The organism is Providencia rettgeri (genome assembly GCF_001874625.1).
Lineage (GTDB): Bacteria > Pseudomonadota > Gammaproteobacteria > Enterobacterales > Enterobacteriaceae > Providencia > Providencia huashanensis.
On the sequence record NZ_CP017671.1, the window covers coordinates 4,477,624 to 4,490,731 of the forward strand.

The window sequence follows — 13,108 nt, forward strand, 5'->3', positions numbered from 1 at the left end:
CCTTATTTATTCATTCATAACCTTCAAGATGGTCTCGGATAAGCGTCATAAATGCATCCCCAAAACGTTCAAGCTTACGCTCACCAACGCCATTAATTAACAGTAACTCAACCGAAGAGGTTGGTGTATGTTCGGCCATTTCGATAAGTGTCGCATCATTAAATACCACAAATGGTGGGATATTTTCTTCGTCTGCTATCGATTTACGTAATTTACGCAATTTCGCAAATAGCTTCTTATCATAATTACCATGATAAATTTTGTTTTGTTGATTACGGCTTTTTGCCACTAAAACACGAGGAACTGCGAGTTGTAATGCACTTTCACCTCGCAATATTGGCCTAGCGGCTTCGGTGAGTTGCAGTGCAGAAAAGTGCGTAATGTTCTGAGTGATCATGCCTAAATGTACCAATTGGCGGATCACACTAACCCAATGCTCATTACTGTGTTCTTTACCGATACCATAAACAGGCAGCTTGTCGTGCCCTAAATCCCGTATCCGTTGATTATTCGCACCACGCAACACCTCAACAATATAGCCGATACCAAAGCGTTGACCAACACGATAAATACAAGAAAGCGCTTTTTGTGCATCAATTAACCCATCATACTGTTTCGGTGGGTCTAAACAAATATCACAATTACCACAAGGCTGCTGTCGATTTTCGCCGAAGTAGTTCAGTAAGACTAAGCGACGACAGGTCTGAGCCTCCGCAAAAGCGGCTATCGCATTCAGTTTATGCCGCTCGATATCCTGCTGCATACCTGCGGGTTTTTCTTCAAGGCAACGACGCAGCCATGCCATATCTGCTGGGTCATAAAATAGAATTGCTTCGGCTTCAACGCCATCACGCCCCGCACGACCCGTTTCCTGATAATATGCTTCAATATTACGAGGAATATCAAAGTGAGCAACAAACCGTACATTGGATTTGTTGATGCCCATTCCAAAAGCCACTGTTGCAACCACAACTTGTAAGTTATCTTTTAAAAAGGCGTCTTGTACCCACTCTCGTTGTGAAGCCTCTAGCCCCGCATGGTAAGCTGCAACACTCAAGCCTCGTTTTTGCAGGCGCTCGGTGGTTTCCTCAACTTTATTACGGCTATTACAATAAACGATCCCCGCCTTCCCTTTTTGGCTTTTAATAAAAAACCAAAGTTGATCCAAAGGCTTATATTTCTCTACTAGGGTATAACGAATATTTGGTCTATCAAAACTGCTCACATGAACCAAAGGATCACGCAGCTCTAATAAGCGAATAATATCTGCTCGAGTTGTTTCATCTGCGGTGGCCGTTAATGCCATAACGGGGATATCAGGCAAAGATTGCCTTAACTGACCTAATGAACGATATTCAGGGCGAAAATCATGCCCCCATTGTGAAATGCAGTGCGCTTCATCAACCGCCAGCAAACTGATATTCCAATTCGATAATTGGCTCAGAAAATAATCAGTCAGTAACCGCTCAGGGGCAACATATAATAATTTAATGTCACCACGGCTACATAATTCCATGATTTGGCGCTGTTCTTGGGAAGTTTGCGATGAATTTAGACAAGCCGCACTGACACCGTGTAACCGCAATTGGTCTACTTGGTCTTTCATCAGTGAAATAAGAGGAGAGACCACCAAGGTAACCCCTTCTTTTACTAAAGCAGGCACTTGGTAACATAAGGACTTGCCGCCCCCTGTTGGCATTAACACTAAGCAATCACGATTATCAAGGATAGCCCCAATAACTGCATCTTGCCCAGAGCGAAATGACTGGTAACCAAATGTACTGTTAAGCACATTTTCAGCCAGCGAAAGTTGGTTAATGACACAAGCAGTTGACACAAACTTCCTCAATCTATAAAACAAGTCGCTGCCCAGTTGAGCAGCGAATTTGTTGATTCATCAAAAGATATTTAGCTCTAACTAACAAAATCAGGTTGAGCTAACCTTAGATTACAACATGTCGTTTAACATAACACCGATACCAAATCGAGTTTGGCGATAGTTGTAGTCTATCATTGACTCGCCATATCCGCTAAACAACTGAGTATAAATTCGCACATGTTTACTAATTGGATAGCTCCAACCTAATTCAGCACCGCCATAACCGGTGTTCCAGTTATAACGACCCGTGGTTGTAAACACACTGTCACCCAGTGCATAACCGACTTTCAGGCGGTAATATCCCATATATTTTGTGATATCTGAGTTATCATCGCTACCTTCGCTTTCATGAATACGGTACCAAGGTTTTAGGTCAACTTGCCAATTGCCATTTTGTGCCATCATCCTTGCATATACCCGATTCCAGCTACGTGAGGTTGGGTCGGAACGACCATTTGATTCATGGTTAAAACCAGTTTCAATTTCACGCAAAGTCCAGCCACCCAGTTGATAATCGGTTAGCCAGCCGACAAAAACCTGCGGCTCATAATTGGTTTCACGAAAAGGAGAAGATTCTTTTTTATTGCTCAGTTGCCACCAAGAACGTTGTGTATACGAGACCGCGAGAATGGAATCATCCCCTGCAATCCCCTCCCATAAAGGAAAGGCTAAACTTAATTGAAATTTAACTTCATCTTTTAATGCATCATCCCCCCAGTTGTAGCTCGAAATCGCATTTTTATTTATCGAGGAAGTATAGGTGTAAATGATGTAATTTGATTCATACGGATACAACACAAAAGGGTTATCATAATTTTGTAATAACCCTGAAATAATGCTCCCTCTGATTGGTGTGTTGCTCGTTATATCCTGATTTGACTGGGAATTAATTTCAGTCGCAGATAGAGAAGCAGACCAAAAACAGAGCACGGCACTCAATAACACTGCTAAAGCACGCATTAGTCATTCCTATTTTCAACATCGTCAAAAAAAAGTTTGTCCTATTTTACACATAAAACCCACAGACTGTTGAAAGATTATTCATACGTTTGTTAGAGACATATTTTATACATAATGTTAACTTATCATTTACATTTTATTCAAAGGATGAACATGATGAATGACCGTATCTATACCTTAGAAGAAGCCAGTGAGCTAATGAGCCATGCATTTATCTACAAAATGCCTTTTAACCAATTACTCGGCATTAAACTGGCCAATATGAATGATGATTTTGTTCAGCTAACAATTGAAAACCGCCAACAACTCATTGGCAACTTCACTCAAAATATTCTACATGGTGGTGTGATTGCCTCTATTTTAGATGTTGCTGGCGGAATGGTGTGTATTAACCGCATATTGCAGCGCATTGACCCGCTATCACATACAGAAATTGTGGATAAAATGTCGCGAATGGGCACAATTGATCTACGCGTGGATTATTTACGTCCTGGACGTGGTGAAGTATTTACCGCGAGTGCCAGTTTATTAAGAGACGGCAATAAAATAGCCGTCACCCGTTGTGAATTACATAATGAAAATAACCAACATATTGCGACTGCGACCGCTACTTATCTCGTTGGTTGAGTTAGTGTTGTAAATAATTAGTCACTTAGTAAACTATTAACTTGTAAAAAAACCTGAGCAATGTCACATTAGTGGCATCAAAAATCGAGCCGCACAAAAAACGGCTCGGTATCTCTGTATAAATTTCTTTTAGTTTTTAATTCAATTTCAGAGCCAACAATGAGCCAGCAAAATACTACCAAAGGCGTATTATGTGCCTTAGGCGCCTATTTTATTTGGGGTGTCGCACCTATTTATTTTAAAAGTATCCAAGAAGTGCCCGCAGAAGAAATCCTGACTCATCGTATTATCTGGTCATTTTTCTTTATGATTTTGTTATTAACCGTTTCACGACATTGGAATTATGTCCGTCAAGTACTCAAGCAACCCAAGAAAATATTACTTCTCGGCGTGACAGCGACAACAATTGCTTGCAACTGGTTAATTTATATTTGGTCTGTTAATAATGGTTATATGTTACAAGCAAGCTTAGGCTACTTTATCAACCCATTAGTTAACGTATTGTTTGGTATGTTATTTTTACAAGAGCGCTTCCGTCCTATGCAATGGTTTGCCGTCGCGCTTGCCTTAACTGGGGTATTAATCCAACTTTGGCAATTCGGTTCAGTCCCCGTTATCGGCTTAAGTCTAGCTGTAACATTTGCAACGTATGGTTTATTACGTAAAAAACTTGGCGTAGATGCTCAAACAGGGATGACATTCGAGACATTATGGCTACTACCTGTTGGCGTTATTTTCTTATTATTTTTTGCAGATAGCCCGACCAGTAACATGGCTGTCAATGATTGGCACTTGAATATTCTATTGATTGCCGCGGGTGTTATTACGACGGTGCCATTATTATTATTCACAGAGGCAGCAAACCATTTACGGTTATCCACCCTTGGGTTTTTCCAATATATGGGGCCAAGTATTATGTTCTTGCTGGCGGTCTTTGTGTATGGCGAAGTCATGACCACTGAATTATTAGTAACTTTTGGCTTTATCTGGATTGCATTAGTTTTGTTTACATTAGATGCTTTATATACTCAACAAAAGCTGAGGAAGAAATAAATTATCGCAATTTATATAAAGCTGCATAGTGGATAAACAGTGCCAATTTCAAACACCGACTTTGTTTTTAATATAAAAAGAAAGTCGGTGTTTCATTATATGGAACAAAAATAATTAATTTAATTAATGCAATGATGATAAAAAGAATATTAATTTTTTATTATGAATAATACTTAGAGTTAATCAAAACCAGATAGATTAATTCTCACACCCCATAAATAAATCAAAAATAACCATATAAATCAATTAATTACAACAATCTCATTTGGCTTGATTTTATTCTAAAAATAGCTATCATTTAACCTATCTTAAATTCTCATCAATTAACTGACTCTTCTATAAACAACTTATTGATATAAAAGTAATTCTATATTTTTTTCAATTAATGATTGCTTAATAGGAACTTGGTAATTATATTGTACGCCGCTTGTATTCACCCCAGCGGATGGTGATGGTCCGATTCATCACTGACGTTTCATTAAAGTGCGCACGATGACATTTAATTAAAATGTCCTGGTGCGAGGTTTTCTGAAATTGAATATGACGCGTAAGTATTAAATAAAAACAGTGTAGTACTATAGCCAATGTTATAAAGACCAAGCTATATGGCTGCATTTTAGGTTCACTCTCCCTGAGTATTCAGACAGAGTTAACGTTGTTAAGGGCTTTTGGGAAGGGCTTCAAAATGCAACAGAATACCGTTCAAATGAAACGCGTACTAACCACTCCTGCGTTAGTTTTTTTCGGGCTGGCCTATATGGTACCACTCGGAATTTTCACCACCTATGGGCAAGTTACTGTATTAAGTGAAGGGCATTTGCCTGTCGCTTATTTGATTACATTAGCCGCTGTCTTTTTTACTGCCATGAGCTATTGCAAAATGACAAGCGCACTTCCACTTTCTGGATCTGCCTACTCATATGTACAAAAAACTTTCGGCGGCACACTTGGCTTTTTAGTTGGTTGGGCACAATTGCTCGACTACCTATTCCTACCAATTATCAACTACATCGCGATTGGGATCTTCGTTCATGAAGCTTTCCCTGATATTCCAATGTATGTGATTATTTGTAGCACCATCACAATTGTTAGCATTATGAATATATTGGGGATCAAATTAGTTTCCTCAATGAATATGCTAATCATTTTAATGCAATTTGTGTTTATCGCTGTATTTTTATACCTAAGCTTTAAAACATCATTTGTATTAGATGCAGATGCCTTATTGGCGCCAATTACGGTTATGGCAGATCAAGCCTCTGGGCTGTTTGCAGGTGCCGCAGTGCTGTGCCTAGCCTTCCTTGGCTTTGATGCAATTTCAACCATGGCAGAAGAAACCAAAGATGCACGCAGCGCATTACCTAAAGCAATCCTATACACTGTGTTTATCGCTGGAACGCTATTTGTCGTTATCTCCTACGGCGCACACCTCGTTTATCCAATGTGGCAGGACTTTATTCCTAATACCGATGTTGCTAGCCTTGCTGTGATGAAACAAGTCGGTGGCGCAATGATGGCATCGAGCTTTATCACCGCCTATGTTATTGGTGTATTTGCCTCAGCGATGACCTCACAGGCCAGTATTGTGCGGATTTTCTATGCGATGGGCCGTGAGGGCGTACTGCCGCGTTCTTTATTTGCTTATTTACATCCAAAACTCAATACGCCTGTTTATTCCATTATTTTTGTGGCTATCGCTTCCCTGCTTTCGTTAGTTTTATCCCTAAGCATGGTTGCATCGATGATAAGCTTTGGTGCTTTGATTGCCTTCACTTTCGTGAATTTATCCGTAATCAAACATTTCTATATTGACCGAAAAGCGTCATTAGATAATACAAAAATTGTCACATGCCTGATAATGCCGTCCATTGGTGTTATCTTAACCTTATGGTTATGGACAAGCCTTGATAGCGAAGCCTTTAAAGTCGGTTTATGGTGGTTAGCTGCTGGTGCTGTTTATCTCACCCTGCTCACCCATGGCTTCACTCGTCGTCCTCCTGCAATTTCTGATGACGAAACTGAGATGATTATTAACTAATCATTTCATACTTTATAAATAATTACGGGGGAGCATTTGCCTTCCCCGTTGTTTTTTTAGCTTTGTTGCTTCTAAAGCACTACTGATACAGACGGTTTACTATGAATAATCCATTTGCTGATGTTATTTATTTTAACGGTTATATCTACACCGCAGATAACCAGAATCGCGTAGTTGATGCGATTGCGCTCCGTGACGGCTATATTCTCGCAACAGGCACCTCAGATGAACTTCATCAATATGTTGGTCCTGAAACAGAAAGTATCGATTTAGAAGGCAAAATGATGATGCCTGGCATTATTGATGGCCATATGCACCCATTTTGGGGTGGCATTCAATTGTTCGGCTGCCATTTGAACTATGAATCTTTGACTATCGATCAAATTTTAGAGCGCGTTCAAGACCATTTAGATAAAGACCCTCGTACCGGTGAAAATGATTGGCTAAAAGTAACCGCTTGGCTACGCCAAGGAATGCTCCCTGCAGGGGTTGATATGTACCGTGAAGACATGGATAAACTGAACACTCAGCGCCCTGTCGTCCTGTTTTCCAATGATTGCCATACATTGCTCGCCAATAGCCGTGCACTCGAACTCTTTGGCATTACCAAAGAAACCCCTGAGCCCCCTGATGGTAAAATTGGTAAATATGAAAATGGCGAGTTAAACGGTATTTTAGAAGATGCCCCTGCCATGCGTGCAGCCGACAGCATTCCTTCTATTCGCGATGACCAAGCTATTGAAGTTGCTGAATTAGTTCAAAAAGTATTGAATCAACAAGGCGTGACTATGGTCATGGATGCTCGGGTTTCTGAACAACAACTCGAAGCATTTTCACAATTACAACAACGCGGTGATTTAACGCTCCGTTTCCAAGCGGCTCGTGAAATTACCCCAGATGAAACTCCTGATGTGGCATCCGTTGCTAGCGCGGTGGATAAAGCCGTTGCATTTGCCAAAAAATGGCACCAAGCAGATTGGACACCGGCTCCAGGAATAGGATTGAATAATATTAAGATGTTTGTTGATGGCGTGATGCAGTTTCCAACCATGACCGCATCATTATTACAACCATATCGTATTAATCAAGGTACTGATGATGCCCCTAATTGGGTCGAAACTAATAACTATGGCGACCTCTACTTCACTGCCGAAATCCTTGATGAACTGATGGAAAAAATAGCAGCGGCAGGTTATGACCCACACTTACACACTGTCGGCGAAGGTGCTGTGTCAATTGTATTAGATGCGATTGAAAAAATGCGAGCGGCACACCCCGAAAAAGATATTCGCCCAGGCTTAGCCCATAACGAACTAGTACATGCAGATGATTATGCACGCTTTGCCCGCTTGAAAACCATCGCTTGCCTATCTTTCCAATGGGCAGCACCAACACCTGAGCTCGCTGCTTTTGAAAAGAAAATGCTAGGTGATGAACGTTTTGAACAATTAGAACCTATCGCTAAATTTGTCGATGCAGGTGCTGTTGTTGCTTTTGGTAGTGACTGGCCAATTGATGATTTTGACGAATGGTATGACTTAAAAGTGGCAGCTACACGACGTGGGCGTGATATTAATGGTCAAAAAGCGCCAAGACTGGATAATGACCGCAACCTTACTGTTATCGAAGTTTTGCGCTCAGCAACTATTGATTCTGCTTATGCGCAACACCGAGAAGATGTACTTGGTTCACTCGAAGCAGGCAAATTTGCCGATATGATAGTGCTAGATCGCAATGTATTTGAAATCCCAGCCGATGATATTGAAAATGTAAAAGTATTGCGCACAATTATCGGTGGAAAAACCGTTCATATCGCTTAATTATACTTTTATATTATTTAAATGAATAAATACCCCAATACTAATAGTAGCGTTGGGGTATTTTAATTAGGTGCTTAAAACCACAAACCTAACTGTCTAGGTTTGGATCGAGCCCCGTTGGTTAATAATAACTAACGGGGCTTTTTCATTTCTGATCCAAAAAATAAGCTTGAACCAGAAAGGCTCAAGCACAGAATCACAGCGTAACAAACTTTTATATTCCTCACACCTGTTATTACGATAATAAAAAGTATATTTTAAAATTAATAATCATATAATATAACAATAAACAATCTCGTTATAAATTATCGAAAAATATTAACGAGAATATATTATTATAAGAAAATGACTAAAAATATTTCTTTGTAAAAATAGCGCTTGCAAAAGAAAAAAGTTATAGCTAGTATTCACAACGTTTTATATTCATCAACTAACTGCAAGGAGGTTTACAATGTCAAAAATTAATCAAACTCTTTGCGGGCACTGTCAAAAATAGCCATTCTTTAAAAAAAGATCCTATTCATATTGGCCCGCTAAATAACCTTATTTTTAATATTTAAATGAGTAAATAGCTTATGGGCAATACCCTTCATTTCGTTAGCGAACACGTTAGTTATATCGCAACGAAAAATACATGGATTGAAAGCAAAGCGATCCAACAATTACAAACAACGGCAAACTTACCAGATATGATATCTGTTGTTGGTATGCCTGATCTTCATCCAGGCCGAGGATATCCAATTGGTGCGGCATTTTTCTCTACTAAACGCTTCTATCCTGCATTAGTTGGTAATGATATCGGCTGCGGTATGAGCCTGTTTAAAACAGATATTAAACAATCAAAAGTTAACCTCGATAAATTAGAAAAACAGCTATCTCAGATGTCAGATCATGCCTCATTAGCATGGCTCGAAGAACATGTGCCAGACACAATGAGAACATGTGAATTTATGGCATCATTAGGCTCTATTGGTGGTGGGAATCATTTTGCAGAGTTCCAAACCATTGACCAAGTATTGCACCCTGAATTATTTGCTACGAGTGGGTTAAATAAGCAACAGCTACTGCTATTAGTTCATAGCGGCTCGCGTGGTTTAGGCCAATCAATTCTTCGACAACACGTTGAAAAATATAACCACAATGGGCTTCTATCAGGCACTCGTGATGCTGATAATTACCTTAAAGCTCATCAAGGTGCTTTACATTTTGCACAGGTAAATCGCCGTCTTATAGGGCTACGCATGCTGCAACAGGTTAAATCAACTGGTGAACTAAGCCTAGATGTTAACCATAATTTAGTCGAGGCATGTCAAATTAATGGCATAACTGGGTGGTTACATCGTAAAGGAGCAACCCCTTCAGACCGAGGGCTGGTAATTATTCCTGGTTCGCGTGGCGATTACAGTTATTTAGTCGCACCACAGGGAAATGACGCTTGCCTGAATTCCCTCGCTCACGGCGCTGGGCGCAAATGGATGCGAGGGGAGTGTAAAGGCCGCCTATCTCATCGCTACACACCTGTTCAATTATCTCGAACAGAACTAGGTAGTCGTGTCATTTGCGCCAATAAACAACTGATTTATGAAGAAGCCCCACAATCGTATAAATCAATTGATACTGTGATTGAAAGCATGGTGAATATTGGAGTAATCCAAGTGGTGGCTAGGCTTAAACCTATCATTACCTACAAAACCAGTGGGGAGTGTTAATCATGTTATTACAATTTTCCTCTGCACAAGGCCCTGAAGAATGCTGTATTGCGGTTGAAAAAGCACTAGCCTGTTTTCTACAAGAAGCGAATAAACACCAAGTTACAGTCAATTTGTTAGAGTCTGTCCCATCGAAACAAGGGTTAAAATCTGCATTAGTTTGCCTGGAAGGTGAAAATACAGAAACATTAGCCAATACTTGGTGTGGCACTGTTCAATGGCAATGTCAAAGCCCCATCAGGCCTCGCCATAAACGGAAAAATTGGTTTCTCAATGTCACGCGTTTTTCAGCGATCAAACCTATTGAAGAAAGTGAGATTGAGTTTGAATTTACTAAAGCCCAAGGCGCGGGTGGGCAGCATGTAAATAAAACGTCTTCTGCAGTTAGAGCAAAACACATTGCCACAGGTATTGCGGTTAAAGTCCAGTCTGAGCGTAGCCAACACGCAAATAAGAGACTCGCAAGGCAATTAATCCAGTGGAAACTCAGTGAGTATTACTCACAACAACTGAGCTCATTAGACAAACAGCGACATCATTCCCATTACCAAATAGAAAGGGGAAATGCTACGATCACTTTTGTTGGAATAGAGTTTAAGCGAACTAACTAACTAATTGGGGCCCACTCTGAAAGGTGGCCCCCCAACGTGACCTATTACATACGATATTGATGTGGAATAAAGATCTGGCAGCCGTGAATAGTAAAATCTGCTGACAGGTTGTTATCTAAAGAGTGACTTTCTACTGGCTTTAGTGCCGCCATGTGGTTCGATAATAAAGTTTCTTGTGTACCCTCTCTAAACCCTTCGATAACTGGTGCTAAATTCTGTGGCTCAAGTGCTTTACGATAGGCTTTAGCCTGCTCTTCTATAGTTTGCGGTGGGCTTTGGGGAAGAAACGCGCTACTTTGATTCGCTTTAATCAACGATGAAATCTGTACTTGCTCTTGGGGATTGTAGTCTTTCTTGATGAAATCAACATATTTAATGACTTCACTATTTATTTCTTTAAATAGATATTTCATTTCTATATTATTATTGAAGCTTGATAGAAAAGCATGTTGAATAAGCGGCGGTTTTGAGGCGTAAATTTTAGGTAGAGTGTATGTTATATCCGATATTTTACCTATCCCCTCCTGAAACTTATCAAGCGTACTTATTAGCTTTTTATCTACTGCAACATCATTATATTCACTTAATTCATGAATTAAATTTTTTACGTTATCAAGCGTTCCATAATTAGATTTCATAATAAAACTCCTTTTTAAAGTTAAGCTACTATTAACGTAGTAAAATAAAATATCGTTATTAACGTTAAAATACAAATTTATAGTTTGTATGTTTTAAAAGTTTATTGTTGAAATCTTGATAAGATAGCTTACTATCTAACAGTATCTAGAATATGAAAAAACTAATTAAGATACTGTTTCAGTTAAAAACCAACCGGCTATACTTTCACGTATCAATTTAGTTGGTAAAACCTCATGGGGAAACTCTTCTGACATAAAAAAGACCATACGCCCCGCAATCGGCTCTAATGTAAACAGTTGATTACCTGTTTGGTCGTAAACCACCAATTCACCACCATCACTAGGTTGCCATGATTCATTCATATATAAAACCGTCGTGACCTTACGCCGCCCAACACCCCTAGGGTTATCGACATGTCTCTTATAAAAACCACCCTGTGAATATCGGCAAAAATGCGTTTCAAAACCGCGTAAACCTAGGTAAAGTTGACGGTTGATTTCCTGTCTTATTTGTTCCATTTTCTCCATATAATCACAGATAGGAGCCCCCATTTCAGGTTCTAACCAAACTGTTTGGTCACCTCGAATTGCTTTATTCCCCTGTAACAAATTACGGTGACCAATACGTGCATCTTGCAGTGTTTCTGGAATGCAATCCTTGATAGCTTTTATATTAGGCGGGATCAAGAAACCGTCCCACACATACCAGCCCTGTGTAGAGAGTGAATCAATAAGTTTATTAATTGACATGATAAATACTAGAAAGGTTATTCGGTAAAACTTTATACGCTAAAAAAACAAAAAAATAAAATTAAAAGCTTAAATCTTATTGATTAAACTATCGAATCAATCTTTCTAACTAAAAACCCTTTATTTTTCATTATGTAAGTATTTTTAATCATTTGATTGAATAAGGTACCTATATAAATAAGTACCTTACACTAATAAATTATTTCGATTGATTTATTTTACAGATTAAAAATCAAACAATATTATCAGTGTGTTATTCCACACCATGCCGTCTTTCCAAAACAACTGTGTTTAGCAACAAAAACGAGAGGTTTATGTTGAGTTTCAACCAGTGCCTCTACAGATGAAGTCATTTCCTGAGACGGCTCTAGCGCCGCTGTCATTTCAATAAGTGCATCTGGTTTCGCTGTTCCAATAAGTGCATCTGGTTTCAGCAACGCCTCTAACCAATCACCCTTAATACCCGGATATTTCGTGCTAACTTCGCTCAGTTCAATCTGAAGAGAACTAAGTTCCTTCTCCACTAATTCACTATTCCTATTAACTACTGCAATAAAATCAAAAATCCGACTTTTTAACCCACCCATATTAACGAAGTTGACTGCCTTATATGTACTTGTTGGTTTGATAAATGTCTTTATATTTTTTTCTTTCCTGTTAAAAAACTCGCCTAGTGATTTAAGCTTGTCTCTCTGCTCTTTGTCTCTGACCTTTATTTTCTGTTTAACCTCATCCATAATTTTGTTCATTTTGACTCTATTAGGATGCTCAGACTGCTCTAATTGTATTTTTACTAATTCCATATTATTTGACATTTCATCTATACTGTTTTTATATCTCTTTAATAAGCCATTTATATCTTTAATTTTATTTTTTATATTTATCAATCTTTCATTTAGTGCAGAAATACGTTTACTATCCATATAATTAAGCTCCATTTATTACCATTACGTTAGCCATGAACTACAATTTAATATTAAAAGATAAAAATAAAAAAACAAATTAATAGATCATATAAAAAAT

At 38.9% G+C, this 13,108-nt stretch carries 11 protein-coding genes; 6 read left to right on the forward strand and 5 right to left on the reverse strand.

Annotation, left to right across the window (positions count from 1 at the left end; translation table 11 throughout):
* Positions 1–10: 10 nt before the first annotated feature.
* Both recQ and pldA read right to left on the reverse strand, forming a co-directional pair.
* Complete coding sequence (recQ, locus tag RB151_RS20730) at positions 11–1,837, reverse strand: ATP-dependent DNA helicase RecQ (RefSeq protein ID WP_048605799.1); 1,827 nt, start codon at positions 1,835–1,837, stop codon at positions 11–13.
* 111 nt (positions 1,838–1,948) lie between these two features.
* The gene (gene pldA, locus RB151_RS20735) at positions 1,949–2,839 is read right to left on the reverse strand and encodes a phospholipase A (protein WP_042845834.1); all 891 of its coding nucleotides are present in this window, start codon (positions 2,837–2,839) and stop codon (positions 1,949–1,951) included.
* 156 nt (positions 2,840–2,995) lie between these two features.
* On the opposite strand from pldA, the gene RB151_RS20740 reads away from it, so the two are divergent.
* The 6 genes from RB151_RS20740 to prfH all read left to right on the forward strand — a co-directional run bounded on the left by RB151_RS20740 (position 2,996) and on the right by prfH (position 10,697).
* Positions 2,996–3,466 (forward strand): thioesterase family protein, encoded by a 471-nt coding sequence (locus RB151_RS20740; RefSeq protein WP_042845835.1) that lies wholly within the window; start codon positions 2,996–2,998, stop codon positions 3,464–3,466.
* 159 nt (positions 3,467–3,625) lie between these two features.
* Positions 3,626–4,519, forward strand: coding sequence for an EamA family transporter RarD (rarD, locus tag RB151_RS20745; RefSeq protein ID WP_042845837.1), 894 nt, complete (start codon positions 3,626–3,628; stop codon positions 4,517–4,519).
* A 685-nt stretch (positions 4,520–5,204) separates the two neighbouring features.
* The gene (locus RB151_RS20750) at positions 5,205–6,557 is read left to right on the forward strand and encodes an APC family permease (protein WP_042845838.1); all 1,353 of its coding nucleotides are present in this window, start codon (positions 5,205–5,207) and stop codon (positions 6,555–6,557) included.
* 101 nt (positions 6,558–6,658) lie between these two features.
* Positions 6,659–8,377 carry an amidohydrolase gene (locus tag RB151_RS20755; RefSeq protein ID WP_042845840.1) on the forward strand — a complete coding sequence of 573 codons (1,719 nt, stop codon included), beginning with the start codon at positions 6,659–6,661 and terminating at the stop codon, positions 8,375–8,377.
* Positions 8,378–8,952: 575 nt separating this feature from the next.
* A complete protein-coding gene (locus RB151_RS20760) occupies positions 8,953–10,086 on the forward strand; it encodes an RNA ligase RtcB family protein (protein WP_042845842.1) in 1,134 nt (377 codons plus the stop codon).
* Entirely contained in the window at positions 10,086–10,697 is a 612-nt protein-coding gene (gene prfH / locus RB151_RS20765; RefSeq protein ID WP_173424813.1) for a peptide chain release factor H, read from the forward strand. The genes RB151_RS20760 and prfH overlap by 1 nt, the downstream gene beginning before the upstream one ends.
* 44 nt (positions 10,698–10,741) lie before the next feature.
* On the opposite strand, the gene RB151_RS20770 is transcribed toward prfH, so the two are convergent.
* The 3 genes from RB151_RS20770 to RB151_RS20780 all read right to left on the reverse strand — a co-directional run bounded on the left by RB151_RS20770 (position 10,742) and on the right by RB151_RS20780 (position 13,008).
* A complete protein-coding gene (locus tag RB151_RS20770; RefSeq protein ID WP_042845845.1) occupies positions 10,742–11,335 on the reverse strand; it encodes a hypothetical protein in 594 nt (197 codons plus the stop codon).
* Positions 11,336–11,500: 165 nt separating this feature from the next.
* Positions 11,501–12,085, reverse strand: a complete 585-nt coding sequence (locus RB151_RS20775) for a 2OG-Fe(II) oxygenase (RefSeq protein WP_042845847.1) — start codon at positions 12,083–12,085, stop codon at positions 11,501–11,503.
* Positions 12,086–12,330: 245 nt separating this feature from the next.
* Positions 12,331–13,008 carry a hypothetical protein gene (locus RB151_RS20780; protein WP_071548706.1) on the reverse strand — a complete coding sequence of 226 codons (678 nt, stop codon included), beginning with the start codon at positions 13,006–13,008 and terminating at the stop codon, positions 12,331–12,333.
* Between the last annotated feature and the right edge of the window lie 100 nt (positions 13,009–13,108).

Bases quoted from the DNA above. Each gene is read 5' to 3' on its own strand.
- rarD (WP_042845837.1), top strand. From the start codon at position 3,626: ATGAGCCAGCAAAATACTACCAAAGGCGTATTATGTGCCTTAGGCGCC.
- RB151_RS20740 (WP_042845835.1), top strand. From the start codon at position 2,996: ATGAATGACCGTATCTATACCTTAGAAGAAGCCAGTGAGCTAATGAGC.
- RB151_RS20770 (WP_042845845.1), bottom strand. From the start codon at position 11,335: ATGAAATCTAATTATGGAACGCTTGATAACGTAAAAAATTTAATTCAT.
- RB151_RS20760 (WP_042845842.1), top strand. From the start codon at position 8,953: ATGGGCAATACCCTTCATTTCGTTAGCGAACACGTTAGTTATATCGCA.
- RB151_RS20750 (WP_042845838.1), top strand. From the start codon at position 5,205: ATGCAACAGAATACCGTTCAAATGAAACGCGTACTAACCACTCCTGCG.
- RB151_RS20780 (WP_071548706.1), bottom strand. From the start codon at position 13,008: ATGGATAGTAAACGTATTTCTGCACTAAATGAAAGATTGATAAATATA.
- RB151_RS20775 (WP_042845847.1), bottom strand. From the start codon at position 12,085: ATGTCAATTAATAAACTTATTGATTCACTCTCTACACAGGGCTGGTAT.
- RB151_RS20755 (WP_042845840.1), top strand. From the start codon at position 6,659: ATGAATAATCCATTTGCTGATGTTATTTATTTTAACGGTTATATCTAC.
- pldA (WP_042845834.1), bottom strand. From the start codon at position 2,839: ATGCGTGCTTTAGCAGTGTTATTGAGTGCCGTGCTCTGTTTTTGGTCT.